Origin of the sequence: Streptomyces sp. MB09-01, assembly GCF_033794505.1 — a bacterium.
Lineage (GTDB): Bacteria > Actinomycetota > Actinomycetes > Streptomycetales > Streptomycetaceae > Streptomyces.
Genome location: NZ_JARAYQ010000031.1, coordinates 24,576 through 47,977 on the forward strand (window position 1 = coordinate 24,576; position 23,402 = coordinate 47,977).

The 23,402-nt window shown below is 71.2% G+C and carries 25 protein-coding genes, 1 tRNA gene and 1 pseudogene; 13 read left to right on the forward strand and 14 right to left on the reverse strand.

The window, feature by feature from the left end; translation table 11 throughout:
• The first annotated feature begins 123 nt into the window (after positions 1-123).
• The 6 genes from PV721_RS09860 to PV721_RS09885 all read left to right on the forward strand — a co-directional run bounded on the left by PV721_RS09860 (position 124) and on the right by PV721_RS09885 (position 7,278).
• On the forward strand, positions 124-2,718 hold the full coding sequence (locus tag PV721_RS09860; protein WP_319722486.1) for a D-alanyl-D-alanine carboxypeptidase: 2,595 nt from the start codon (positions 124-126) through the stop codon (positions 2,716-2,718).
• Between the two features lie 110 nt (positions 2,719-2,828).
• The gene (locus tag PV721_RS09865) at positions 2,829-4,844 is read left to right on the forward strand and encodes an MFS transporter (RefSeq protein ID WP_416371068.1); all 2,016 of its coding nucleotides are present in this window, start codon (positions 2,829-2,831) and stop codon (positions 4,842-4,844) included.
• Positions 4,845-4,949: 105 nt separating this feature from the next.
• Entirely contained in the window at positions 4,950-5,153 is a 204-nt protein-coding gene (locus tag PV721_RS09870) for a hypothetical protein (protein ID WP_319722487.1), read from the forward strand.
• A 399-nt stretch (positions 5,154-5,552) separates the two neighbouring features.
• The gene (locus PV721_RS09875) at positions 5,553-5,750 is read left to right on the forward strand and encodes a hypothetical protein (RefSeq protein WP_319722488.1); all 198 of its coding nucleotides are present in this window, start codon (positions 5,553-5,555) and stop codon (positions 5,748-5,750) included.
• A gap of 89 nt (positions 5,751-5,839) precedes the next feature.
• A complete protein-coding gene (locus PV721_RS09880; RefSeq protein ID WP_319722489.1) occupies positions 5,840-5,983 on the forward strand; it encodes a hypothetical protein in 144 nt (47 codons plus the stop codon).
• Complete coding sequence (locus PV721_RS09885; protein WP_319722490.1) at positions 5,980-7,278, forward strand: HAMP domain-containing sensor histidine kinase; 1,299 nt, start codon at positions 5,980-5,982, stop codon at positions 7,276-7,278. The genes PV721_RS09880 and PV721_RS09885 overlap by 4 nt, the downstream gene beginning before the upstream one ends.
• On the opposite strand, the gene PV721_RS09890 is transcribed toward PV721_RS09885, so the two are convergent.
• From PV721_RS09890 to PV721_RS09920, 7 genes are all read right to left on the reverse strand, one after another.
• Positions 7,202-8,065, reverse strand: coding sequence for a nitroreductase/quinone reductase family protein (locus PV721_RS09890; protein ID WP_319722491.1), 864 nt, complete (start codon positions 8,063-8,065; stop codon positions 7,202-7,204). The genes PV721_RS09885 and PV721_RS09890 overlap by 77 nt on opposite strands.
• A 231-nt stretch (positions 8,066-8,296) precedes the next feature.
• Positions 8,297-8,369, reverse strand: a tRNA-Arg gene (locus PV721_RS09895).
• 443 nt (positions 8,370-8,812) lie between these two features.
• Positions 8,813-9,346 carry a hypothetical protein gene (locus PV721_RS09900; RefSeq protein WP_319722492.1) on the reverse strand — a complete coding sequence of 178 codons (534 nt, stop codon included), beginning with the start codon at positions 9,344-9,346 and terminating at the stop codon, positions 8,813-8,815.
• Positions 9,343-10,782: a hypothetical protein gene (locus tag PV721_RS09905; protein WP_319722493.1), complete on the reverse strand. Its 1,440-nt coding sequence runs from the start codon at positions 10,780-10,782 to the stop codon at positions 9,343-9,345. The genes PV721_RS09900 and PV721_RS09905 overlap by 4 nt, the downstream gene beginning before the upstream one ends.
• Positions 10,783-10,792: 10 nt before the next feature.
• Positions 10,793-11,200: a hypothetical protein gene (locus PV721_RS09910; protein ID WP_319722494.1), complete on the reverse strand. Its 408-nt coding sequence runs from the start codon at positions 11,198-11,200 to the stop codon at positions 10,793-10,795.
• Between the two features lie 406 nt (positions 11,201-11,606).
• Complete coding sequence (locus PV721_RS09915) at positions 11,607-12,830, reverse strand: MFS transporter (protein ID WP_319722495.1); 1,224 nt, start codon at positions 12,828-12,830, stop codon at positions 11,607-11,609.
• 5 nt (positions 12,831-12,835) lie between these two features.
• The gene (locus PV721_RS09920) at positions 12,836-14,191 is read right to left on the reverse strand and encodes an NAD(P)-binding domain-containing protein (RefSeq protein ID WP_319722497.1); all 1,356 of its coding nucleotides are present in this window, start codon (positions 14,189-14,191) and stop codon (positions 12,836-12,838) included.
• A gap of 105 nt (positions 14,192-14,296) precedes the next feature.
• Here PV721_RS09920 and PV721_RS09925 point away from each other — a divergent pair, with 105 nt between their 5' ends.
• From PV721_RS09925 to PV721_RS09940, 4 genes are all read left to right on the forward strand, one after another.
• Entirely contained in the window at positions 14,297-14,590 is a 294-nt protein-coding gene (locus PV721_RS09925; RefSeq protein ID WP_319722499.1) for an FAD-dependent oxidoreductase, read from the forward strand.
• Between the two features lie 374 nt (positions 14,591-14,964).
• Positions 14,965-15,333 (forward strand): metalloregulator ArsR/SmtB family transcription factor, encoded by a 369-nt coding sequence (locus tag PV721_RS09930; protein WP_319722500.1) that lies wholly within the window; start codon positions 14,965-14,967, stop codon positions 15,331-15,333.
• 61 nt (positions 15,334-15,394) lie between these two features.
• Positions 15,395-15,721: a metalloregulator ArsR/SmtB family transcription factor gene (locus tag PV721_RS09935; RefSeq protein ID WP_319722501.1), complete on the forward strand. Its 327-nt coding sequence runs from the start codon at positions 15,395-15,397 to the stop codon at positions 15,719-15,721.
• Complete coding sequence (locus tag PV721_RS09940; RefSeq protein ID WP_319722502.1) at positions 15,711-16,211, forward strand: GNAT family N-acetyltransferase; 501 nt, start codon at positions 15,711-15,713, stop codon at positions 16,209-16,211. The genes PV721_RS09935 and PV721_RS09940 overlap by 11 nt, the downstream gene beginning before the upstream one ends.
• Here the strand turns inward: PV721_RS09940 and PV721_RS09945 are convergent.
• The 4 genes from PV721_RS09945 to PV721_RS09960 form a co-directional block, all read right to left on the reverse strand.
• Positions 16,204-16,746, reverse strand: a complete 543-nt coding sequence (locus tag PV721_RS09945) for a DinB family protein (protein ID WP_319722503.1) — start codon at positions 16,744-16,746, stop codon at positions 16,204-16,206. The genes PV721_RS09940 and PV721_RS09945 overlap by 8 nt on opposite strands.
• 37 nt (positions 16,747-16,783) lie before the next feature.
• Positions 16,784-17,824, reverse strand: coding sequence for an ArsO family NAD(P)H-dependent flavin-containing monooxygenase (locus PV721_RS09950; RefSeq protein ID WP_319722504.1), 1,041 nt, complete (start codon positions 17,822-17,824; stop codon positions 16,784-16,786).
• Entirely contained in the window at positions 17,821-18,606 is a 786-nt protein-coding gene (locus tag PV721_RS09955) for an aquaporin (RefSeq protein ID WP_319722505.1), read from the reverse strand. Before PV721_RS09955 ends, PV721_RS09950 begins: the two co-directional genes overlap by 4 nt.
• 64 nt (positions 18,607-18,670) lie before the next feature.
• On the reverse strand, positions 18,671-18,985 hold the full coding sequence (locus PV721_RS09960; protein ID WP_319722506.1) for a metalloregulator ArsR/SmtB family transcription factor: 315 nt from the start codon (positions 18,983-18,985) through the stop codon (positions 18,671-18,673).
• A gap of 71 nt (positions 18,986-19,056) precedes the next feature.
• On the opposite strand from PV721_RS09960, the gene PV721_RS09965 reads away from it, so the two are divergent.
• From PV721_RS09965 to PV721_RS09975, 3 genes and pseudogenes are all read left to right on the forward strand, one after another.
• Positions 19,057-19,506 carry an arsenate reductase ArsC gene (locus PV721_RS09965; protein ID WP_319722507.1) on the forward strand — a complete coding sequence of 150 codons (450 nt, stop codon included), beginning with the start codon at positions 19,057-19,059 and terminating at the stop codon, positions 19,504-19,506.
• A 7-nt stretch (positions 19,507-19,513) separates the two neighbouring features.
• A pseudogene (locus PV721_RS09970) lies at positions 19,514-19,642 on the forward strand (thioredoxin-disulfide reductase); the annotation flags it as partial.
• A 90-nt stretch (positions 19,643-19,732) separates the two neighbouring features.
• Positions 19,733-21,349 (forward strand): MFS transporter, encoded by a 1,617-nt coding sequence (locus PV721_RS09975; RefSeq protein WP_319722508.1) that lies wholly within the window; start codon positions 19,733-19,735, stop codon positions 21,347-21,349.
• A gap of 175 nt (positions 21,350-21,524) precedes the next feature.
• On the opposite strand, the gene PV721_RS09980 is transcribed toward PV721_RS09975, so the two are convergent.
• The 3 genes from PV721_RS09980 to PV721_RS09990 form a co-directional block, all read right to left on the reverse strand.
• Positions 21,525-22,025, reverse strand: coding sequence for a hypothetical protein (locus PV721_RS09980; RefSeq protein ID WP_319722509.1), 501 nt, complete (start codon positions 22,023-22,025; stop codon positions 21,525-21,527).
• A gap of 198 nt (positions 22,026-22,223) precedes the next feature.
• On the reverse strand, positions 22,224-22,328 hold the full coding sequence (locus PV721_RS09985) for an acyl-CoA carboxylase epsilon subunit (protein ID WP_416371069.1): 105 nt from the start codon (positions 22,326-22,328) through the stop codon (positions 22,224-22,226).
• Between the two features lie 24 nt (positions 22,329-22,352).
• On the reverse strand, positions 22,353-23,402 hold a 1,050-nt coding region (locus PV721_RS09990; RefSeq protein WP_319722510.1), incomplete at its 5' end, for an acyl-CoA carboxylase subunit beta.

Consider the following 23,402-nt stretch of genomic DNA (forward strand, 5'->3'; position numbering starts at 1 on the left):
GTGGCCGCTTTGTGGGGGAACCCGCAACTATGTCGTTCTCGTCTAGCACGTGGGCGATGCCCCCGAGACGGGACACTGTTAGACATTCGGACAGCCGGACGTGGCGGCGATGGAGGAGGAACGGTGGCGGGCGAGTCCCCCGACAAGTCGGTAGATGCAGGAGCGCCGGGGGCGGCGGAGTCGTCCGCGGAGCGTGATCCGAGGCTGTCGGTGTTCCGGCCGAGGGATCCGAAGGACCGGGACGCTCGCGCCGGCGAGGCCGAGGCCGAGGCGGCGGACGTCGAGATGGCGGCGGAGGCCGAGGCGGTGGCGGAGGCCGAGGCGGATGCCGAGCACGCTGCTGAGCCCGAGCCCGAGCCCGAGGCTGAGCCCGAGCCTGTACACGAGCCTGAGCCCGTGGCCGGAAACGAGGGTGAGCGGGATCCGCTGCGCGAGGCGGTGGCGGCGTGGGTCGCCAAGGCCGACGCACCCGCGGAGACCTCCGAACGGGTGGAATCGGCCGCGGATGCGGTGGAAGGTGCCGCCGCGGATCCGGCTGCGGATCCGGACGCGGATGCCGAGGCTCCGGCGGAGGAGCCCGAGGCCGACGAGCCGGCTCCCGCGCCGAAGCGCGAGGCCGCTCCGGACGCCCGTTCCGAGGAGCCGGAATCGGCTTCCGGTTCTGGTTCCGCTCCTGCTTCGGATTCCGCTTCCGCTTTCGCTTCTGGTTCTGGTTCGGCCGTGGGGAAGCCGGAGGCCGTGGACAGCGAGCGCACCGCTGTCTTCCGTGCGGTGAAGCTGGATGCCGCCGCGGAGAAGCCCACGCCCGAGCCCGAGCCTGCGCCCACCCCCGAAGGGTCTGCGGACAGCGAGCGCACCGCCGTGTTCCGGGCGCCGAAGCTGGATGCCGCTCCCGCTCCGGCTGCCGAGAAGTCGAAGCCCGCGCCCGCCGTCGAGGAGCCCGCGGACAGCGAGCGCACGGCGGTGTTCCGGGCCGTGAAGCTGGATGCCGGATCCGGATCCGGGGCCCGGTCCGGATCTGTCGCCGGACCGCGTGCCGGATCGGATTCCGTTTCCGGTCCTGGTTCCGCCCCGGCGGTTCCGGCCGAGGACGAGCCGAAGCCCGCGCCCGCCGTCAAGGAGTCCGCCGACAGCGAGCGCACGGCCGTCTTCCGGGTCCCGAAGGTGGACACGGTCAAGGCGGAGACTCCGAAGCCCGCTGCCGCCAAGCCCGCCGCCCCGAAGCCGACCCTGGCCAAGCCGGCCGAAGCCAGGTTCGCCCCGGCCCAGGCCGAGCCCGCCCAGGCCGAGCCCGCCGCCGAGGCGCCCAAGGGCAGCACCTTCGTGCCGCTGCGTCCGGAGAGCCCCGCGCCGGCGCCCGAGGTCCGGCAGCGGCCGAAGCTGCCCGCCGCCGTGGACCGGTCCGAGCGGACCACCCAGCAGCCGCTGCCGCCCAAGCCGCCGCTCGACATGCTGGCGGACCTCACGAACAACCCGCCTCCGCCGCCGAGCCCGATGCGCACCGCCGTCCGGCGGTTCAAGATCTACGCCCCGCTCGTCGTGCTCGTGGCGATCATCCTGGCCGTCGTGCAGCTGGTGCGCCCGCTGCCCGAGCCGAAGCTCGTGATGACCGCGAAGTCCTCGTACACCTTCGACGGCTCGAAGCCCCAGCTGCCCTGGCCCGCCGAGGGCCAGGCCTACATGGCCGCCGCCGGCCTCGGCACGCTCGGCCAGTCCGGCGAGCAGAAGCCCGTGCCGATCGCGAGCGTCACCAAGTCGATGACGGCGTACATCATCCTGCGCGACCACCCCATGAAGAAGGGTGAGCAGGGCGCGATGATCGACGTCGACAAGACGGCCGAGACCGAGGGCAAGAAGAACAACTCGACCGACAACGAGTCCACCCTCGACACGGTCAAGGAGGGCGAGAAGATCTCGGAGTACGACGCGATCGCCGCCCTCATGATCCCGTCGGCCAACAACATCGCGCGGCTGCTCGCGCGCTGGGACTCCGGTTCCCAGGAGGCGTTCGTCAAGAAGATGAACGACACCGCCAAGGAACTCGGCATGACCAACACCACGTACACGGACCCCTCGGGTCTGGACGCGACCACGGTCAGCACCGCCGAGGACCAGGTGAAGCTGGGCCTGAAGCTGGTCGAGATGGAAGCGCTGCTGGACATCACGAAGAAGACCAGCTGGGTGGACCCGTCCGGCAAGAACTGGCGGAACTGGAACGGGCTGACCGGACCCACCGGCGCGCTCGGCATCAAGACCGGTACGACGACCAAGGCGGGCGGAAACCTCCTCTTCGCCGCCCAGAAGAAGGTCGGCAAGACCAACCAGCTGATCGTCGGAGCCGTCCTCGGCCAGCACAAGGCGCCGATCATCGACAGCGTGCTCGCCGCGAGCAAGCAGCTGATGCTCGAGACCCAGAAGGTCCTCGACGGCGCGACCGTCGTGAAGAAGGGCGAGGTCGTGGGCTACGTCGACGACGGTCTCGGCGGCCGGACGCCCGTCGTGGCCACCGCCGACGTGCAGGCGGTCGGCTGGGCCTCGCTGACCGTCGACGTCAAGCTCGCGGACGGCGGCGCGAAGATGCCGCAGACCGCGACGGCCGGGACCGAGGTCGGCCTCCTGACCGTCGGCGAGGGCGCCAGCCAGGTGAAGGTGCCGGTGGCCCTGCAGAGCGACCTGGCGGCGCCGGGCATCGGCAGCAAGCTGACGCGCGTCGGCTGACATCCGGTGAGAGCGTGGATCCGGCGCCCCGGGCAACCCCGGGGCGCCGGGGCGCGTCTTGGCACCCGGGACGTGTGCGGGTGTGGACTCATGTGTTGGGGAGAGCGGCAGTGACCACTGCTGAGCAGCAGGGCCGGCGTCGGGACGCCATCCCGCCGGCCGACGGCGGGGGTGCCGAGGGCGTGGGCGAGAGCGAGGGCACGGACTCCGGGGTACCCGAGCAGTCCGCCGGCCCGGGCGTACTCGCGCCGTCCGCCGGCTCCGGCGCCACTGCCGGCCCCGGCGCCGCCCCCGACGGCACCCCTGCCGCCGGCGGCTTGCGGCCGAGCGGCACCGCCCGCGCCGGCCTGGTCCGCGCGGCCCTCGACGGGGCCCGGCGCCACCCCGTGGCCGTCGCCACCGCGCTCGCCGCCGTCCTGCACGTCGTCTGGTTCTTCAGCTTCGCCAACAGCGGCGGAGACCTCGCCGCGCAGGACGCGTGGGCCGAGTTCGTGGGCCGCCATCCCGACTCGGCGTACAACCTCGCCTGGTACGGCGGCATGCACCCCGTCTCGTACAGCGTGGTCTCGCCGTACCTCATGCACATGCTCGGCGTCCGGACCACGATGATGATCGCGGGCACCGTGTCGGCCGGGCTGCTCGCGCTGATCCTCACCCGCTGCCGCGGGGCCGTGCGCGAGCCGCTGTGGCCCGCCCTGGCCGGGGTGTACGGGCTGCTCTGCAACGCCCTGTCGGGCCGCGTCACCTTCGGTCTCGGTGCGATGTTCGCGCTCGGCGCGGTCGCGGCGGTCTTCTGCTGGCCCCGCAAATGGGCGCGGCGGCGCTGGGCCAAGGCCGTGGTGGCGGCCCCGCTGGCCGGGCTCGCGACCGCCGCCAGCCCCGTCGCGGGCCTGTTCCTCGGGGTGATCGCGGCCGCGCTGTTCCTGAGCGGGCGGCGCCCGGGCGCGTACGCGCTGGGGCTGGCCCCGGTGGCCGTGGTCGGACTGTCGGCCTGGCTCTTCCCGTTCTCCGGGACGCAGCCGATGAAGATCGGCTCGGCCGGGCTGCCGTTCGTGTTCGCGCTGCTGATCCTGTTCCTCGTGCCGAAGCGGTGGAAGACGGTCCGGATCGCCTCCGCCGTCTACGCCCTCGGCGTCTTCCTGACCTGGGTGATCGACTCCCAGGTCGGCTCGAACGTCACCCGCATGGTGATGCTCTTCGGCGGGGCCGTGCTGCTCGCGGCCCTCGCGTACGAGCTCCCGCGCTCGCGGCGCTGGTACGGGGTGCTGCTCGCCTTCGTCGGGCTGAACGCCTGGATCACCGCCAACAGCATCACGGACATCGTCCGCACCACCCCCGTGGCCGCGTGGAACCGTGAGCTGGCCCCGCTCGTCGACCGGCTGCAGAAGGCGGGCGCCGACCGCGGCCGCGTCGAGGTGGTCCCCGCCAGCAGCCACCGCGAGTCCTCCGCCTTCCCCTCGTACGTGAACCTCGCGCGCGGCTGGAACCGGCAGGCCGATCTGGAGCGCAACCCGCTCTTCTACGACGACACCCTCACCGCCGACAGCTACCGGGCCTGGCTGGAGCGCTGGGCCGTGCACTACGTGGTGCTGCCGGCCGACAAACCCGACTCGGGCGGGGAGGACGAGGCGAAGCTCGTGCGCGAGGGGCTCCCGTACCTCCAGCAGGTGTGGGGCGACGCGAACTGGCAGCTGTTCAAGGTCCACGAGCCGACGGATCTGGTGGCCGGACCGGCGACCGTGGTGCGGGCGAGCGCCGACCGCCTGGTCATCGACGTGAAGAAGCCCGGCCGGGTGCTGGTGCGGATCCCGCACTCCCCGTGGCTGGGGCTCGTCGACGGGGCGGGGAAGCCCGTACCGCCGCCGCAGGAGACCTTCGCGTCGAAGGCGCGGGGCGGGAGCGGGGAGGGCGGCGCGCTCCGCAAGGAGTACGCGAACACCGCCGGGTGCCTCTTCAAGGCGGCGCCGGACGCCTCCGGCGACGTGTGGACGGAGCTGCTGGCGCCCGCGCCGGGAGAGTACCGGGTGGCGGCGAAGTACCAGCTGCCCCGGGGAACGCCCTGCCCGGACGACCTGGTCCACCAGACGCTGGGGCAGCCGAAGCTGCCTGCTCCGCCGCGTCGGTGATCCGGACCGGAATTCTTTACGTGCCGGTCCGGGTGCGTTGGTCGGTATATATGCATACGATCCCAGTAGTCCGATTGGGTGCTTCCCGAGGGAGTTGACGACGGGATGAACAAAGAGCAGAAGCGCGACGTCCGGACGGCCATCGCGAAGGCGCAGGAGCAGGCGCAGCCGCCGCGCACGCCGAGTCACGGCTTCGACGGTCCGGTGCGGAGCAAGGTCAAGGGCGGGCTGCACACGAAGGCCGCGCTCAAGCGGGCCGGCACCCCACAGGGTGACCGCATCGGCGAACGCACCAGTGGCCTGAGCTGACCGAGTCGACCCGTCGCTGGACGTAGCCCTTCCGGTTTCGGCCGGGAGGGCGTGTTCCGTCGGAGCCCGTTCGCCGGGTGGTGGCCGGAGAACCGTTACATCACCGACGGAACACCCGCATATGGCCCCCGTAGCGTCATGGCCGTCCCGCCCGCCGCATGCCCGCACGGAGTACGCACGCCATGACCGGCACCATCACCCCCGTCCGCCGCGCCTCGGTCCGCCGCCGCGCCCCGGTCCGCCGCCGCGCCCCGGGCCGTCGCGCCTCCGTCCGCCGTGCCGTGGCGGCCGTCGTCCTCGCCGTCGCGGTCTCCGGGAGCCTCGCGGCCTGCGCCGGCGGGACGAAGCTGCCGCCGGACCCCGAGGTCGGCAGCACCGCCCAGGTCGAGGCCGACGGGCATGAAGATCGACGCGGCGGGCGTGGACGCGCAGCGGATGGTCGACCTCGCGGTGGACCCGGTCTCCGGCGAGCTCGGCGTGCCGGACGCCGACACCGACGCGGACACCCCCGGCTGGTGGACCGAGGGGGTCACCCCGGGTGAGCAGGGGGTCTCCGTGCTCGTCGCGCACTTCGACACCAGGCACGGCCGGCGCTGATGAAGGAGTGATCCGGCGCGATCCCGCCGACCACCCGCCGAAACGGGCGCACTACCGTGAGCTCACCGGGGGAACGGTGAACGGGGACCATGAACGACATCCAGCGCAGCACCATGGGCACGGGCACGGGCACAGACATGTCCTCCAGCACCGCCATGCACTCCGTCACCGCCATCGTCACCGTCACCGACATCGGCACCGGCACCGGCGCCCCGGCGGAGCCCCGCCGATGAGAGCGCGGCCGCCGCGCCCGCGGCTGCCCGCCTGGACCTCCACCCTCATCTGGAAGGCCGCGGTCTTCATCACCCTCATGTGCTGCGGGCTGGCGGCCCTCCTCGGCGTCCTCGTGCACCGCGCCATGACCCACCAGACCGTCGCCACCGCCCGCGAGAAGGCGCAGACGAAGCTGGAACGGACCATCAGGGCCTACGAGACCGGTGCGCGCCTGCCCCGGGGCGAGGGCATCGACCCGGTCGGCCTGCCCCCCGAGCTGCGCGCACGGGCCGTCGACGGCAAACGCGGCACGGCGCTCGGCGAGCACCGCGGCCGCGCCGCCATGTGGGCGGCCGCGCCCGCCGAGGAGGGCACCGCGATAGCCGTGTCCGTGGACTTCCGCGCCGGCGAGCGGACCATCGCGGAACTGGACCGGGCCATCCTCGGCTCTTCCGGACTGGCCATCGGCGTCACCCTCCTCATCGGTGCGTTCGGCGTCACCCGCATCACGCGGAGGCTGCACCTGACCGCGCAGGTGGCCCGCCGGATCACCGCGGGAGACCTGGACGCGCGGGTCGACGACAACGCGCGGCACCAGGACGAGGTGGCGGCGGTCTCCCGCGCCCTGGACACCATGGCCTCGTCCCTCCAGCGCAAGCTCGAAGCGGAACAGCGGTTCACGGCGGACGTCGCCCACGAGCTCCGCACCCCCCTGACCGGCCTGATCGCGGCCGCCGAACTGCTACCCCCGGGCCGTCCGGCCGAGCTCGTACGGGACCGCGTACAGGCGATGCGCGCGCTGACCGAGGACCTGTTGGAGATCTCCCGGCTGGACACGCGCAGCGAGCGCGTGGAGCTGGACTGGTACGAGCTGGCCGATCTGGCGGCGCGCACGATCCGGGCCTCCGGCACCGACACGGTCCTGGAGGTGGTCTCCTCCCCGCAGGTGGAGACGGACCGCCGCCGCCTGGAGCGGATCCTGGGCAACCTCGTGACCAACGCGCACAGTCACGGCGCGGCCCCGGTCACGGTCACCGTCGACGGCCGGACCCTGACCGTCACCGACGCGGGCCCCGGCTATCCGGAGTACCTCCTCACCACCGGCCCTCAGCGGTTCCGTACGGAGGGCACGAACAAGGGGCACGGGCTGGGCCTGACCATCGCCGTGGGGCAGGCGCGGACCCTCGGCGCCACCCTCGCCTTCCGCAACCGGGAGGAGGGCGGCGCCGAGGCCCGCGTCACGCTTCCAGAGCCCGCAGGACGGGGAGCAACTGCGCCTCCTCGGCGTCGAGATGAGCCTCCAGCTCCCGGCTGAGCCGCTCCACCCGCTCACCGAATCCCGCACCGCCCGGCCCGTCCAGCGCCTGCACCAGTTCCTGCTGGAGCCGTGCGATGGCGCGGTGCTCGGTGTCGAGCCTGCGGAAGAACTCCCGCATGTGTGGGTGTTGTTGCTCCAGGTACGGGAAGAGGCCGGCGTCCTCGCTCTTGTGGTGGAACTCCAGCGAGTGGCAGAACGCCAGGCAGTGCTGGCGCAGTTGGAGCCCGAGCGGCAGCGCCCCGCCACCGCGCGGCTCCTCGCGCGCCCGTTCCCGTACGAGCTCCCGTACGAGGGCCAGCTGCGCGCGCAGCCACCCGTGCACGTCGAGCAGCTTCCCGGCGATCCCGCCCTCGCCCGAGGCCGCCTCGTGCGTCCGCTGGAGCACCACCACGGGGATCACCCGCCGGGTGCGCGCCTGGTACTCCCCGTACCCGGGCTCCTCGCGCACGACGCGCGCGAACAGCTCGTCGCGCCGCGCCCCTTCGGCGGGCACGGCGACGGCCTCGTACTCCTCGGCCCCGGTCTCCACCTGTACGAGGGGGCGCGCGAGCAGATTGTGGTACCAGGCGGGATGCCGGTCGGCCCCGGCCGCGGACCCCACGACGAGCAGCCCCCCGGCGTCGCCTCCGTCGCGCAGGAACCCGAGCGGCACGGTGTGGGGCTTCCCGGACCTGGCTCCGGTGGTGGTGAGCAGGATCAGCTCGGAGCCTTCGAAGGGGCCGCCGACGCGGCCGGCGTTGGCCCTGAACTCATCAATGACGGTCTGATTGAAAGAAAATGACACGGAGTGTGAATGTCCTCACGGTGTGTGCGTGCGATGGCAGCGGCAAAACCGAGGGAGATCACCCGTAGCCGGTGGCGTAGATGCCCATGGGCCCGGTCCTTCGAGAACAGGTGCCTGCCCAACCACCGCCCGGCCCACATCTCAGTAGGCGGCGTCACGCGACACGGGCGCCATGTAACCACAGAGCGACGAAGGACCTCCAGCCATTTCCGGCCGGAGGTCCTCGGAGTGTGCCCTCGGCAGGATTCGAACCTGCGACACCGGCTTTAGGAGAGCCGTGCTCTATCCCCTGAGCTACGAAGGCGGGGGCTTGTCGCGCACCGTGTCGGAAACCCCCGGTGGGGCAGGTCGACGCGGGCTGACAAACGTCCTGGTCAGCTTGGCGTACGTCTGCACGTGGGGCGGCGTCCTCGCGGACGCTTTCCCGGGCACACGCCCGGTAGCCGTCTGACCGCTGACAGCCTAGCGGATCAGGCTGCTCGCGGTCGCACCGATTTGCGTGCGGCTCGGTCACTTCCATCTCGGGCCCTGTGGCCTGCACATTTCGGCGATGTCGTGTGCGTGGGGCCTCTGTCGGGACGGCGGGGGTGTTGCCGAAGCTCCTCTGGGCGTCCGCTTCGCGTCCCGGGGTGGCTTTGGCCCTGTCTGTGCCCGGGGACGCGAAGACGGCCGCGCCCTCGGTGGGCATGGCCGTCGCGGTCTCCTCGGACGCTTGGACGTCAGCCGCACCGTGGATTCCTACGGGCGTCAGTCGGCCCCTCTCAGGTAGACACGGCTGCTCCGTTCGTCGATCTGTGCCACCGCGACCTTGAGCCAGTTCAGGTCGCCCTTGCAGGGAGCGCACACCTGCCCCTCCCTGACCTCGGGAAGCGAATCCGGTTCCGGCAGCCCCAGGCGTGCGAACGGCGTGGCCGGTGTCGCCTCGGCGGCGAAGGGCTGCTCGCGCAGTCTGAGAGGCCGCTCCGGCTTCAGCTGGGTGAGGAAGGGCTCCACAGCTTCCGCAGGCAGGACGAAGGACAGGATCAATCCGTCGTCCTGGAACCCCCTGCGGTGCGCCGCCGCGGTTTGAGTCGCTGTCGAGGGGACTTCCACGTGCAGGGTCCGGGCGATGGACTCGGCGGTGGCTCCCTCGACCCAGTCGGACGTCCCCTGGTCTGCGGAGCGGCCGCCTTCCCTACCGCTACCGCCGGAAGCCCCGGAGCATCCGGCGGCGAGCGCGCCGAGCAGCACCGTTGCCACTGCGAGCGCCGGGGCGCGGCCCGGGCGTCGTGCGCGGATCACCGGGCGGCCGAATTCCGGCCGATGTCCGTGCGGGTGCCGCTCCGCCCGGTGTCCTCGGGCGCGGGCCAGGACCCTCCTGCCGACAGATCGTGTCGCTGTACCGAGCTGCTTCCTCGCATGTCGAACTCCCTCGCCAGTCCCGTCGTGTGCATGCGGGCCATGTCGGCATCGGTGACGGTGGTCGGTCCGATTGGCGTGGCCTTGGTTTCGTCCCAGTTGTAGCGGTCCCACACATTGACCTGATAGTCGATGCTGACCTGCGGTTTCCCATCGGGTCCGGGGACGGCGGTGACCACCCCGGTCGTGTTGGTCATGCCGCTGCCTACGGCCAGGTACCAGTTGTTCGTACCGTCCGGCCCCTTTTCGTGCTCGTATCCCGTACTACTGGATTCCACGGGTATGGCGACAGGCTTGCCGCCTGACTTCTCGAAGGCTTCCAGTGCCTGCTGCCGCCACTCGTCCTGCTCTGTGGCCCGGATTCGTGCCACCTCGTCCCGGAGCGCCGGGTCGTCAGCCAGCATGCGGTCGACGTCCAGATCGAGCGTCTTGCCGCTGCCGTTGAGGTAGTGATCCATGTGTCGGGCCGCGTCGGTCTTGCCCATGAAGTCGCCGGAGTTCGAGATGCCGTTGGCCTGGATCTCTTTCCAGTAGTCCGATATTCCTGGCGATTCGACGTCGTACGGTCCAGCGCCGTCGTCCGCGGAGACCTGCTTGACCTGAGGGCGGAGCAGTCCGGCTGCAAGGAGGTCGTCCCGGTGCTGGGTCCAGAGCTGGGCCCGGGCTTCGGGCCCGAGCGACTGCCAGAGCCGCTGCAGCTCCTTCCGCTGTTTGGCGTTGGCCTCCTCGCCGAGCCCGGCCAGTTTCAGTGCTCGCGGGAGCATCTCCTGGTCGAGGGAGGTGTATGTCGCATGGCCGGCGTTGTGCGGATCCGCGCCGTGGCTGCCGCGCAAAGCGCGTACGGCGGCGGCATCGACCTCGGCCGCGTGGCTCACCACTCCGCTCAGGGTGTCGGCGTACCAGCGCATGAGGTCCTGCTTGCGCTGGCCGGGACCGTCCACCTCGCAGACCAGGGCATCCTCGATCGTCACCGCTCCGCCTTGCCCCACACGGACGTTGAAGCCCGCCTCCTTGGCGTCGGCGGTCACGTTCTTCGCCTGCTGCTGGATGGCCACCAGTTCGGAGTGGGCGTCCTGGAGGACGCTGAAGATGCTCTTGGCCTCCGTGTGAAGGTCCTCTATCTCCTTGACCGTCTTGCCGACGAAGGCGCGGGTCACACCGGCGTTCACGCCTTCCCAGCGGGCCTTCTCGGCCTTGGCCTTTGCTCCGTCGCGCGCCTGTCCCCCCAGGCTCTGCAGAGCGTCGGCCGTGCGCTTCCAGTCCTGAACGGCGGATCCCAGCTTCGTGAGGTCCAGTGCCATGAGGTCCGAGTAGTCCATGCCGTGCTCCCTACTTGAGGTACTCGTCGATACGGGAGACGGACACGGCCGAGCCGTCGCGGTTACGGAGCGAGGCCGCGATGGCCTCGTCGTCCGCGGCGTGCGCCTTCTTGGAGTAGTCCAGGTGGTTCGAGATGTGGGCGCATGCCTGCAGGACCGTTTTCACCTGAGAGGTCCACACGGACACGGTGGTCTCCAGCTCGCCGCCGAGTGAGAAGCCGGCCGTCTTCAAGGATGCTGCAGCCTGCATCGTGGAGCCGCTTCCCGAGCCATCGGCACCGGCACCGGCGATGTCGGTCTGCTTCTGCAGTTGGCCATGCAGCAGGAAAGCCTCATGACCCACTTCGCCCAGGTCATCCTGGTGTACGACCAGGTCGGCCTGACCGCCACCAGGTCCGCAATGTGAGCCGGTTTTCACAGCTCTGACCTGCCCTACACGGGCAGCCTGAGCCCACGTGCTCGGATCGTGCGGGGTGTCTGAACACGTCAATGCTTTCAAGCCTGGCGCGCGTCGCGTAACGGGCGGTCCCGGACGATCTCATCTCCGGCCTGGGGGGCTTCTGAGCTGCAACGATGCGCTGAGCGTTCCAAGAATGGGAGCGGAGCGTTTTCGGCAGCTTCCGCAGCATGCCTCTGACCTGGGCTTTTATGGTTTCCGCCAAGCCCCACGAAGGCGGGGGCTTGTCGCGCACCGTGTCGGAAACCCCCGGTGGGGCAGGTCGACGCGGACTGACAAACGTCCTGGTCAGCTTGGCGTACGTCTGCACGTGGGGCGGCGTCCTGCGGCTTTGCCGCTGATCTACGGCGAGAACCGCGCCGAAGCCTCAACTGTCCTTTTTCTGCGTGCTCTTACTGGTCGTGGCGGCCAGTCCGGTTGCGATGAGTGAGAGAGCGGCCAGGGCTGCGAAGAGGTGAGGGTAGCCGCCCAGGGGGCCCGCGAGGGCGGCGCCGGCCCAGGGGGCGAGGGCTGCGGTGATGTGGGCGGGGGCTCCGAGGAGGGCGGAGAGGCGGCCGTAGTGGGTGGTGCCCCAGCGGTCGGTGACGGCGGTGGCCTGGAGGAGGGTGAGGTTGCCGCGGACGACGCCGGCCAGGACCGCGAACAGGACCAGGAGGGGCACGGGGCCCGGGACGACGGCGAGTGCCGCGGTGGTCGCGCCGCCGAGGGCGATGAGGGTGACGGTGCGGGTCGTGACGGAGGTGCGAGCGGACAGGCTCGCGTAAAGGGTGCGGCCCAGGGTCTGGCCCGCCCCGCCCAGTCCGAGTGCCCAGGCGGCTTCGGTGGGTGTGGCGCCGCGTTCCATGAGCAGGGGGATGAGGCCCATGACCACGGCGTACATGGCGAAGCTGGAGAGGGTGAAGGCCGCGGCCAGCAGGAGGAAGGGGCGGCTGCGCGGGATGGGGGTGCGGTCGACGGTGGGTTGTTGCGGTGGGGCGGCCGGCCAGGGGGCGCGCAGGGCCAGGGCGTGTGCGGGGATGGTGATGGCGGCGAGGATCACCGCGAGGACCGCGTACGTCTGCCGCCAGCTGAGGTGTTCGGCCAGGACGGCGGTCAGCGGGGCGAAGACGGTGGAGGCCAGTCCGCCGGCGAGGGTGACGATGGTCAGGGCGCGGACGCGGTCGGTGGGGCCCCACCAGCGGGTCAGGGCGGCGAAGGCGGGCGGGTAGAAGGTCGCGGCCATGGCGACGCCCGCGAGCAGCCAGCCGATGGTGAATGCGGTCAGGTTGGGGGCGGCCGCGATGAGCAGCAGGGCGAGTGTGCCGAGTGCGGAGCCGACGGTCATCACGGCGCGCGGACCTCGGCGGTCGAGGATCCGGCCGAGAGGGATTCCGGCTACGGCTGAGACGAGGAGTGCCAGGGAGAACGGAGCGGTTGCCGCGTTGGTGGACCAGCCGGTGTCGGCGGTCAGGCGGGGGAGAAGGACGGGGAAGGCGTAGTAGACGATTCCCCAGCTGGTGATCTGCGTGGCGCAGAGCGCGGGTAGTACGGCGCGCGGCCGCGCCCGGACTCCCGTTCCGGTCGCGGCCGCGTCGGCCTGGATGGGTTGCACGGTGGTCAGCAGCCGCCGGAGGAGGCCGGGGCGCCGATGGTGAGCGTGGCGGGGGCTGCGCAGCAGCCGCCGCCGGTCGCCTCGGCGGGCTCGGGCCGGTCGAAGAGGCCGGCGCCGCCGCACACTCCGGTCTCGGGCAGGGTGAGCTCGACGCGCTCGGCGGCTTCCTGGTCGCCTGCGAGGGAGGCGGCGATGGAGCGGACCTGCTCGTAGCCGGTCATGGCGAGGAAGGCGGTGGAGCGTCCGTAGCTCTTCATGCCGACGAGGTAGACGTCCTTCTCCGGGTGGGAGAGCTCCTTCACGCCGTGCGGGTAGACGGTGCCGCAGGAGTGCTGGTTGGGGTCGATCAGCGGGGCCAGCTCCACGGGTGCCTGGAGGCGCTCGTCGAGGCCCAGGCGAAGTTCGGAGACGAAGGAGAGGTCGGGGCGCAGGCCGGTGAGGACGATGACCTCGTCGACCGGGTCCAGGCGGCGGCCGTCCTCCGCGATCAGAACCAGCCGGTCCCCCTCGCGCTCGATGGCGCCGGTGCGGAACCCGGTGACGGCGTCGGCGTAGCCGTTGTCGACGGCGGCCTTGGCGGCGAGGCCGAGGGCGCCGCGGGCGGGGAGCTGGTCCGAGGCACCGCCCCCGAAGGTCGAGCCGCTGATGCCGCGGCGCAGGATCCAGACGGAGCGGGTGCCCGGCTCGTCCTTGGCGAGGTCGGCGAGGTAGGCGAGCGCGGTGAAGGCGGAGGCGCCGGAGCCGATGACGGCGGTGCGCTTGCCCGCGTAACGGGCGCGGACGGCAGGGTCCTTCAGGTCCGGGACGCGGTAGGTGATGCGGTCGGCTGCCGCCTTCTCGCCGAGGGCGGAGAGTCCGCTGCCGCCGGCCGGGCCCGGGGTGGTCCAGGTACCGGAGGCATCGATGACGGCTCGTGCCCAGACCCGCTGCTCGGCTCCGTCGGCGGTCTCGTAGTTGATGACGAAGGGCTGTGCCTCGCGGTCGGCGTCGACGATGCGGTCCCGTCCGGTACGGGAGACGCCGGTGACCCGTGCGTCGTAGCGGACCTGCTCGCCGAGGACGTCGGCGAGCGGCTGGAGGTAGAGCTCGGCCCAGTCGCCGCCGGAGGGGTAGGTGGCCGGGTCGGGCTTGACCCAGCCGGTGGGGGCGAGGAGCTTCTCGGCGGCCGGGTCGACGACCTCGCCCCAGGTGGAGAACAGCCGCACGTGCGCCCACTCGCGCACCGCGGCCCCAGCCGTGGGGCCGGCCTCCAGGACGAGGGGCTCGATGCCCCGGTCGACCAGGTGGGCGGCGGCGGCGAGTCCGGCGGGACCGGCCCCGATGACGACTACAGGCAGCTCGGTGGTGGCAGGCGCGTTCACGGCGGGCTCCTCGTTTGTTTCGACATCCGTCGATGCTTGCGTTTCCAGCATGGCACCTGCTTCGATGAGCGTCAACATAGACATTCATCAAATCGGAGGTCTTTCGTGGAGCATGTGGATGTCGCGGTCATCGGCGGCGGCCAGTCGGGTCCGGCGGCCGCGTACGCACTCGCCCGGCGGGGCCGGGCGCCGGTGATCCTGGAGGCGTCGGATCGGGCGGCCGGGTCCTGGTCGCGCTACTACGACAGCCTGACCCTGTTCCCCCCGGCCCGGTTCAGTGCGCTGCCCGGCACGGCGCTCGGCGGCGATCCTGACCGGTACCCGCACCGCGACGAGGGGTCGTGGTGGTCGGGGCCGGCAACTCGGCGGTCCAGATCGCGGCCGAGCTCGCTCGCGTGAGTCGTGCGACGCTGGCGACCCGGGCGCCTGTGACGGTCTGGACGCCGCACCGCTGGGGCGCCTGCCGCGCACCCCGCCCGCCCAGCCCGTCCTCGACGGGCTGGGCGCCATCGCGCCGCCCTGGATGCCGGCGCCCCGGACCGCCGCGCCATGTTCCGCAGCCTGGCCGGTCAGACCCCGCCACCAGGGCGGAGCCTCCCTCGCCCACCCGGGCCTTGCCTTCGTGGGCCTGGAATGGCAGCGCAGCCTGTCCTCGAACTCTTTCCGCGGGGTGGGTCGCGATGCCGCGCGGCGGCCCGCCGCCTTACGCCCTCCTGGGTCGCGCCTGAGCTGCCCCCGCGGCGATCTAGTTCGACATGTGTCAACATAGACATATGTCGAATGCGAAGGTTCTGCCGCTTCTGGAGCCCGAGGCCGTCGCGCCCTGCTGCCCGCCGCTGACCGAGCGCGCCATGTCCGCGAGCGAGGCCGAGGTCGCGGCCAAGATGTTCAAGGCCCTCGGGGATCCCGTCCGCCTGCGCCTGTTCTCCGCCGTCGCCTCCCATGAGGGCGGGGAGGCGTGCGTGTGTGACATCTCCGACGTCGGGGTCTCCCAGCCGACCGTCTCCCACCACCTGAAGAAACTGAAGGAGGCGGGCCTGCTCTCCTCCGAGCGGCGCGGGACCTGGGTGTACTACCGGGTCGAGCCGTCCGTGCTCGCTGCGATGGGTGCACTGCTGGTCGACTCCGCCCGCAAGGTGTAAGGCCGCGGGCGGGGTGGTACTGCTGGCGCCCCACACACCTATCGATTATCGTCGATAAACGATGAAGAGTGTCCGGCAGCTCAGCGAAGAAGACGCCCGCACGTACGCGGGCTGGTTCAAAGCCCTGGCCGATCCCACCCGTGTGCGGCTGCTCCACCTGCTGGCCGGCGAGGACCGCGCGATGACCGTGGGCGAGATCGTCACGCGGGCGGAGGTCGGCCAGTCGACGGTCTCGCACCACCTCAAGATCCTCGCCGAAGTGCGGTTCGTCCTCGCCGAAAAGCAGGGCACCTCCACCCTCTACACGGTCAACCACACCTGCCTGACCGTGTTCCCCCGCGCCGTACGCGCGATCCTCGGCGAGGAGGCGCCCGCCGATGGCTGCTGAGATCAATATCGCGGCGATGGCGCCGGTGCACGCGGAGCAAGTACTGGCGATCTACCAGTCCGGGATCGACGAAGGCAACGCCACCTTCGAAACCACCGCCCCGACCTGGGAGGCATTCGACGCCGCCAAGCTGCCGGACCACCGCTTCGCCGCGACGGACGAGGACGGCAAGGTCTTCGGTTGGGTCGCCGCGACCGCGGTATCGGACCGGTGCGCGTACGCCGGCGTGGTCGAGCATTCCGTGTACGTCGACCCGGCCGCGCGGGGCCGGGGCGTCGCCCGCGCCCTGCTCCAGGCGTTGATCGCCTCGACCGAAGGGGCGGGCATCTGGACGATCCAGTCCGGCATCTTCCCCGAGAACGCTGCCAGCCTCGCCGTCCACGAGCGGGTCGGCTTCCGCGTCATCGGAACGCGTGAGCGCATCGGCCACCAGCGCGGCATGTGGCGTGACGTGGTCCTGGTGGAGCGGCGGAGCCCGCTGATCAGCTGAGCTCCCCGTCCACAGTGAGCTGGCGGCGGTGGAAGTCGAAGTGCTGGGTCGGGTAGCGGTAGAGGTCCGCGAGCGACATGAAGTCCTGGAAGAACGGGTCCCAGCGGACGGGGAAGTGCATGCCCCGGGCCAGGTCGGCGTCGGACTCCGCTGCCAGGCGGCGGTGCAGGGAGTCGATGACGCCGTCGAAGGTGGCGCCCGTCCGGCCCGGCCCGAAGACCATCACCGCGCCGCACGGGCCGACGTAGTTGACCCAGTCGAACGGTACGGTCGCAGCGTTCAGCACTCGGGCGAAGACCTTGCCCGCCCTGCGGGGCAGCCGCCCGAAGGCGCCGACGAGGACCAGCAGCACCCGGGCGACCATGTAGCCGAAGAGCATGTGCCACAGCAGCTGCTCGTTGGTCCACTTGGTGCCGCGGGTGGGGCGGGCGAGGTCGGTCTTCGTGGCGCTGCCGAGCAGGCCGTGGAAGATCTGCCGCGCGCGCTCGTAGTCCGCGTACACGGCCTGCCGGTCCATCGCGATCTCGTTCATCATGGCCTGCCCACTGCCATGATTCCCGCCCCTGGGCGGATCAGGCGCTGAGGAGTTCGGTGATCTCTCGGGTGGCTTCGCGGGCCGTGCGGCCGACGCCGATGAGGGTGGCGGAGGCCGGGCCGGTCCAGTCGCCGTAGCCGAGGAGGTGGATCCGCGGGTCCGCGACGGCGCGGGTGCCTTCGGTGGGGATACGGCCGCCTTCGGTGCGCAGGCCCAGCGGAGTCAGGTGCGAGAGCGCGGGGCGGAAGCCGGTGCACCAGATGATCGCGTCGGAGGGCCAGACGGTGCCGTCGGCCCAGCGAGCTTCGCCGGCCGTCAGGCTGTCGAACATCCGGTGGTCCGGGATGAGGCCGGCGTCGCGGGCCGCGCGTACGGGCGGGACGGCGACGATGTCGCCGAGGTCCGAGATGCGGGGACCGCCGGACTGGACGCGCTGGGTGGCGATTTCGAAGAGGGCGCGGCCGTCGATCTCGTCGGGGAGGTAGCGGGCCGGGCGCTGGGTGACCCAGCGGACGGTGGCGTGCGGGGCGAGGTCGGCGGCGATCTGGGCGCCGGAGTTGCCGCCGCCCACGACGATCACGCGCCGGCCGGCGTAGTCCCAGGGGCTGCGGTACTCCACCGTGTGGTGCTGGCGGCCATGGAAGTCCGACCGGCCGGGGACGGCGGGGATGAAGGGGCGCCACCAGGTGCCGGTCGCGCTGATCACGGCGCGGGCGGTCCAGGCGCCCGTGTCGGTCTCCATGCGCAGGAGGGGTGAGGCGTCATGGACACCGGTGACGCGGACGCCACGCTGGATGGGGAGTTCATACCGCTTCTCGTAGTCGGCGAGGTACTCCAGCACGTGCGCGAGGTCCGGGAAGGGCCTGCCCTCCTGCTGCGGCATGAGGCGGCCGGGCAAGGAGGAGTGCGCGGCCGGGGAGAAGAGGTGCAGCGAGTCCCACGCGTGCTGCCAGGCCCCGCCGGGAGTGGCCTGGGCGTCGAGGACGGTGAAGTCGATGCCGGCCCGGCGCAGGTAGTAGCCGGCGGCGAGCCCTGCCTGGCCGCCGCCGATCACCACCACATCGGTGTGCCGGGTCATGCCGCGGGCTCGTGCTCGCCGCGCATGAAGATGACCGCGACCAGAGCCAGGCCCACGACCGCGCCGGCCAGCTGTGCGCCGACGAACCCGGGGACCGAGGCGGGAGCGATGCCCGCGAACGTGTCCGTGAAGGCGCGGCCGATCGTGACCGCCGGGTTGGCGAAGGAGGTCGAGGAGGTGAACCAGTACGCGGCGCCGATGTACGAGGCCACCGCGACGGGCGCGAACCGGAGCCGGTCGGTGCGGGCCAGGCCGAAGATCAGCAGGATCAGGCCTGCCGTGGCGACCACCTCGCCCAGGAGGAGGTTCCCCGCCGAGCGGTCGTGCGTGGACCACTTCACCAGCGGCTCGCCGAACATCGCGTCCGCGAGGATCGCCCCCGCGATCGCACCCGCGATCTGGGAGGGCACGTACACGCCCAGTTCACGGCCGGTCACCCCGGCGCCGCCGCGGCGGGCCGACCACCACTCGGCCAGCGTGACGGCCGGGTTGAAGTGAGCGCCGGAGACCGGACCGAGGAGGGCGATCAGCACGCCGAGGCCGAAGACCGTGGCCGTGGAGTTGGCCAGCAGCTGCAGGCCCACGTCCTGCGTCAGCTCGGTGGCCTGGATGCCGGAGCCGACCACGACCGCCACGAGCGCGGCGGTGCCGACCAGCTCGGCGGCGGCCCGGGCGACGAGCGGGGTGCGGGGCGGGGTCGCGCCGGGCGCGGGCTGGGGCGCGTCGGCGGCTATGACGGCCTCCGCTGCGGGTGCGGTGCCGACGGGCTCGGTGACGGACAAGGCAGGTTCTCCTCGGGCAGGTGAGGCAGAGAGCGACGACGGGCTACGGGCTACGGGCTACGGGCTACGGGCAGGACCGCTTGAGGTTCGCCTCGGCGGTGGCGCGCGCGCTCTGAGCGAGATCGGCGAACTGACCGGCGAGCGACTCGATGACCTCCGGCCGCAGGCGGTAGTACGTGAACCTCCCGCAGGGCTCCGTGTCCACGACTCCGGCCTCGCGCAGCACCTTCAGGTGGTTGGAGAGGTTCGTCTGCTTGGCGCCCGTCTCCTCCACGAGGTGGGTGGAGCAGAGCGTTTCCTTGGCCAGGAGGGTCACGATCCGGAGCCTGAGCGGGTCGGCCAGAACCCGCATCAGTTCAGTGTCGACTGACGTCATCATGTGCTGATACTGTCACATCATCCGGGGCTGATACCAGTCCGGGCTGAGTCATTGGATTGAAGGAAGAGACGATGTCCTCCACCCCGCTCGCATCCGTGCTGTTCGTCTGCATCCACAACGCAGGTCGATCCCAGATGGCCGCCGGATTCCTGCGCCACCTCGCGGGCGACCGGGTCGAGGTCCGCTCCGCCGGCTCCGTGCCCGGAGACCAGGTCAACCCCGCCGCGGTCGCCGCGATGGCCGAGCTGGGGATCGACATCTCCGACCAGAAGCCGAAGGTCCTCACCCCCGAGGCCGCCCAGGCATCGGACTACATCATCACCATGGGCTGCGGCGATGCCTGCCCGTACTTCCCCGGCAAGACCTATCTCGACTGGCAGCTCGAGGACCCGGCAGGCCAGGGCGTGGACGCCGTCCGCCCCATCCGTGACGAGATCAAGGGCCTCATCGAGGGCCTCGTCGCCGAGATCGACGCCAAGAACGCCAAGAACGCCAAGAACGCGAAGGAGCAGGAGAGCTGACCGCATCATGACGAATGACGACGTACGCGAGGTCATCATCGGCTCCGGCCCGGCCGGATACACCGCCGCGCTGTACAGGGCCCGCGCGCAGCTGAAGCCCCTGCTCTTCGGCAGCTCCGTATTCGTCGGCGGCTCGTTCTGCAGAAAGTAGGACCGTCCGCCAATCGGTTGATCTGTGCGGCGGGTCGTGGATGTGCCCGCCGGGTTTGCTGGGACGATCCCGTCCATGGCATCGAGGGCAGGCTCTGTCGAGAGTTCGGCAGCATCGCGGGTCGTCTTGCTGACGCTTTCGGCCGGTCAGTTCCTGATGGCGCTCGACAGCTCGGTCATGAACGTCTCGATCGCGACGGTGGCCGAGGACGTGGGCACGACCGTGTCGGGCATCCAGGGCGCGATCACCGCCTACACCCTCGTGATGGCGATGTTCATGATCCCCGGTGGCAAGGTCGGGGCGCTGATCGGCCGCAAACGCGCGTTCCTGATCGGCTGCTGCATCTACGGGGCCGGGTCTCTCACCACGGCGCTCGCACCGAATCTGCCGGTACTCCTGCTCGGCTGGGCGCTCCTCGAAGGCATCGGGGCGGCTCTCATCCTGCCCGCGATCGTGGCGCTGGTGGCCGGCAACTTCGTACCCGAACGCCGTCCTGCCGCCTACGGACTCGTCGCGGCAGCGGGGGCCGTGGCGATCGCGGTCGGGCCGCTCATCGGCGGTGTTGCGACGACGTACTTCTCCTGGCGGTGGGTGTTCGCCGGTGAGGTGCTGGTGGTGCTCGGCATCCTGGTCCTGGCCCGACGCATCGCCGACGCCCCGGTCGGCGAACGCAAGCGCATCGATCTCGTCGGCGCCGTGCTGTCCGCGCTCGGGCTCGGGCTCTTCGTCTACGGGGTGCTCCGCTCGGACGAATGGGGCTGGTTCCAGCCGAAGCCCGACGCGCCTTCGTGGCTCGGGATCTCGCTGGTCGTGTGGCTGATGCTGGCAGGTCTGCTGCTGATCTGGCTCTTCCTGCGCTGGGAGGCCCGCCTCATGGAGCAGGGCAGGGAGCCGCTCATCGACCCGGCGCTGCTGCAGAACAGGCAGCTCACCGGCGGCCTGACCATGTTCTTCTTCCAGTACCTCGTGCAGATGGGCGTGTTCTTCGTCGTACCGCTCTACCTGTCGGTCGCCCTCGGCCTGTCCGCACTGCAGACCGGTGCCCGCCTCCTCCCGCTGTCGGTGACCCTGCTGGCAGCCGCGGTCCTGATCCCCCGCTTCCTCCCGGACGTCTCCCCGAGGCGGGTGGTACGGCTCGGGGTCCTCGCCCTGCTCGCGGGCGCGGTGGTCCTGATGGCCGCGCTCGACGCCGGCGCCGGCGCGGAAGTCGTCACCGTCCCCCTTCTGCTGATCGGGCTCGGGATGGGCGCGCTGGCCTCCCAGCTCGGATCGGTCACCGTGTCCGCGGTACCGGAAGAGAAAAGCGCAGAGGTCGGCGGTGTCCAGAACGCCGTCACCAACCTCGGTGCCTCGATCGGTACGGCACTCGCCGGATCGATCATGATCGCCGCGCTCGCCAGTTCCTTCCTGACCAGCGTCGAGCAGAATCCGGCGATCCCGGACAGCGTCAAGAGCCAGGCGACCGTCAAGATCCAGAGCGGCGCGCCGTTCCTGTCGGACGCGCAGCTCGAGGCGGCCCTCGACGAAGCCGGCACCAGCAGCGAAGTGACCCAAGCCGCGCTGGACGCCAACGCCGCAGCCAGGCTCGACGGCCTCCAGGCCGCCCTCGCCATCCTCGCCCTCGCCGCCCTCCTGGCGATGTTCTTCACCCACCGCATCCCGACGACCCAGCCCCGCTCGACACAGCCCTAGACATCGACAACTACCTGAACAGGCGAGGCCTGGCGGCGGGGCCTGCCGCAGGCCCCGCCCCCGTGATCCGGCTACGCGCCCTCGGGCAACTGGGTCAGGGCGGAGGGGGCGAGCACCCGCAGCAGGGCCCGGCCGGTGAGCGCCGTGGTGGCGATGAGGGAGAGGTAGACCTCGGTCACTGATCCGTCGCCCCGCAGGACGTCGAGGTCGCCGGACAGCCGCGACAACAGGAGCAGGGCGGCGTCGACGACGAGCCGTGAGGCCGGCTCTGGCTGGCGGCCAGGGGATAGGCCATCGACACGTCCCGGTCCGAGTTCTGGGCGCCGATCACCGCGGGCATGATCACCAGCAGCCAGGCCAGCAACGCCGGCCCGATGTTCGCGGTCACCCACGCCTTGCGGGGAATGGCCACCCGCTCCCGCACGACCAGCCACTGCAGCGTTCCCAGGACACCCCCGAACAGCACGGCTCCCAGGGTCGCGATCACCAGAGCGACCAGCACGTGGCGGCTGGCAAGACTCAGGTGCAGCACGTCACTGCCCAGCAGCGCCAGCGCGACACCCACGCTCAGGACGATGACGAACGCGATCGAGTTGTACGCGATCCAGCGCCGGTACAGGCGGACCTCCCACCCACTCGACGCCGGCACCTCACGGGCAGAACCAGAAGCGGTCATCACCCACTGCTACCGCGCCAAGGCCCGCCCGCGGCGCAGACCCACTGATCAGCCCGCCGCCGCTGAGCCGCCTTCGGTCGGGCTGCCTCGCAGAGGCCGGGGAATGGGCGTGGCGGCCAGAATGTTTCTGCCGCCAGGCCACGCCCGTCCCGGGTGGACAGCGGGCAGCTCGCTCGTCCCGGGTGAACAGCGGGCCGCTCAGCCCTGCCAGCTGTGCGGGGCGCGGGCCAGGAGGATCGCGGTGAGCGCCGCCAGTTCCTCGGGGGCCGCGTCGCCCTTCTCTATGCGCAGCAGGGTGTCCATGCGGGTCGGCTCTCCTTCGCTCGGTTACTGCGGCGGGTTGCCGTGCTTGCGGGACGGCAGGTCGGCGTGCTTGTTGCGGAGCATCGCGAGGGCGCCGATGAGCACTTCGCGGGTCTCGGTGGGGTCGATGACGTCGTCGACGAGGCCGCGCTCGGCCGCGTAGTACGGGTGCATCAGCTCGGTCTTGTATTCCTTGATCTTCTGCGCGCGCATCGCGTCGGGGTCGTCGGTCCCGGCGATCTCGCGGCGGAAGATGACGTTCGCCGCGCCCTCGGCGCCCATGACCGCGATCTCGTTGGTGGGCCAGGCGTAGGTGAGGTCGGCGCCGATGGACTGGGAGTCCATGACGATGTACGCGCCGCCGTAGGCCTTGCGCAGCACGAGGGAGATGCGGGGCACGGTGGCGTTGCAGTAGGCGTACAGGAGCTTGGCGCCGTGGCGGATGATGCCGTTGTGCTCCTGGTCGACGCCGGGCAGGAAGCCGGGTACGTCGACCAGGGTGACGATCGGGATGTTGAAGGCGTCGCAGAGCTGGACGAAGCGCGCGGCCTTCTCCGAGGCGTGGATGTCCAATACGCCCGCATAGCTGGCGGGCTGGTTGGCGACGACGGCGACGACCTGGCCGCCCATCCGCGCCAAGGCGCAGATGATGTTGGTGGCCCAGCGCTCGTGGACCTCCAAGTACTCGCCCTCGTCGACGAGTTCCTCGATGACCTTGCGCATGTCGTACGCCCGGTTGCCGTCGGCGGGCACCAGGTCCAGCAGGACGTCGCCGCGGCGGTCGGCCCGGTCGCGGGTCTCGACCGCGGGCGGGTTCTCCCGGTTGTTCTGCGGGAGCAGGGACAGCAGGTAGCGGACCTCGGCGAGGCAGGTCTCCTCGTCGTCGTACGCGAAGTGCGCGACGCCCGAGGTTCCGGAGTGGACGTCGGCGCCGCCGAGGCCGTTCTGGGTGATCTGCTCGCCGGTGACGGCCTGGACGACGTCCGGGCCGGTGATGAACATCTGCGAGGTCTCGCGGACCATGAACACGAAGTCCGTCAGGGCCGGGGAGTAGGCGGCACCGCCGGCGCACGG

Coding starts and splice junctions, on each gene's coding strand:
- PV721_RS09870 (WP_319722487.1), top strand. CDS start 4,950: ATGAACAAAGAGCAGAAGCGCGACGTCCGGACGGCCATCGCGAAGGCG.
- PV721_RS09875 (WP_319722488.1), top strand. CDS start 5,553: ATGAAGATCGACGCGGCGGGCGTGGACGCGCAGCGGATGGTCGACCTC.
- PV721_RS09880 (WP_319722489.1), top strand. CDS start 5,840: ATGAACGACATCCAGCGCAGCACCATGGGCACGGGCACGGGCACAGAC.
- PV721_RS09885 (WP_319722490.1), top strand. CDS start 5,980: ATGAGAGCGCGGCCGCCGCGCCCGCGGCTGCCCGCCTGGACCTCCACC.
- PV721_RS09905 (WP_319722493.1), bottom strand. CDS start 10,782: ATGGACTACTCGGACCTCATGGCACTGGACCTCACGAAGCTGGGATCC.
- PV721_RS09930 (WP_319722500.1), top strand. CDS start 14,965: ATGTCGAATGCGAAGGTTCTGCCGCTTCTGGAGCCCGAGGCCGTCGCG.
- PV721_RS09935 (WP_319722501.1), top strand. CDS start 15,395: ATGAAGAGTGTCCGGCAGCTCAGCGAAGAAGACGCCCGCACGTACGCG.
- PV721_RS09940 (WP_319722502.1), top strand. CDS start 15,711: ATGGCTGCTGAGATCAATATCGCGGCGATGGCGCCGGTGCACGCGGAG.
- PV721_RS09945 (WP_319722503.1), bottom strand. CDS start 16,746: ATGATGAACGAGATCGCGATGGACCGGCAGGCCGTGTACGCGGACTAC.
- PV721_RS09950 (WP_319722504.1), bottom strand. CDS start 17,824: ATGACCCGGCACACCGATGTGGTGGTGATCGGCGGCGGCCAGGCAGGG.
- PV721_RS09960 (WP_319722506.1), bottom strand. CDS start 18,985: ATGATGACGTCAGTCGACACTGAACTGATGCGGGTTCTGGCCGACCCG.
- PV721_RS09965 (WP_319722507.1), top strand. CDS start 19,057: ATGTCCTCCACCCCGCTCGCATCCGTGCTGTTCGTCTGCATCCACAAC.
- PV721_RS09975 (WP_319722508.1), top strand. CDS start 19,733: ATGGCATCGAGGGCAGGCTCTGTCGAGAGTTCGGCAGCATCGCGGGTC.
- PV721_RS09980 (WP_319722509.1), bottom strand. CDS start 22,025: ATGACCGCTTCTGGTTCTGCCCGTGAGGTGCCGGCGTCGAGTGGGTGG.
- PV721_RS09985 (WP_416371069.1), bottom strand. CDS start 22,328: ATGGACACCCTGCTGCGCATAGAGAAGGGCGACGCGGCCCCCGAGGAA.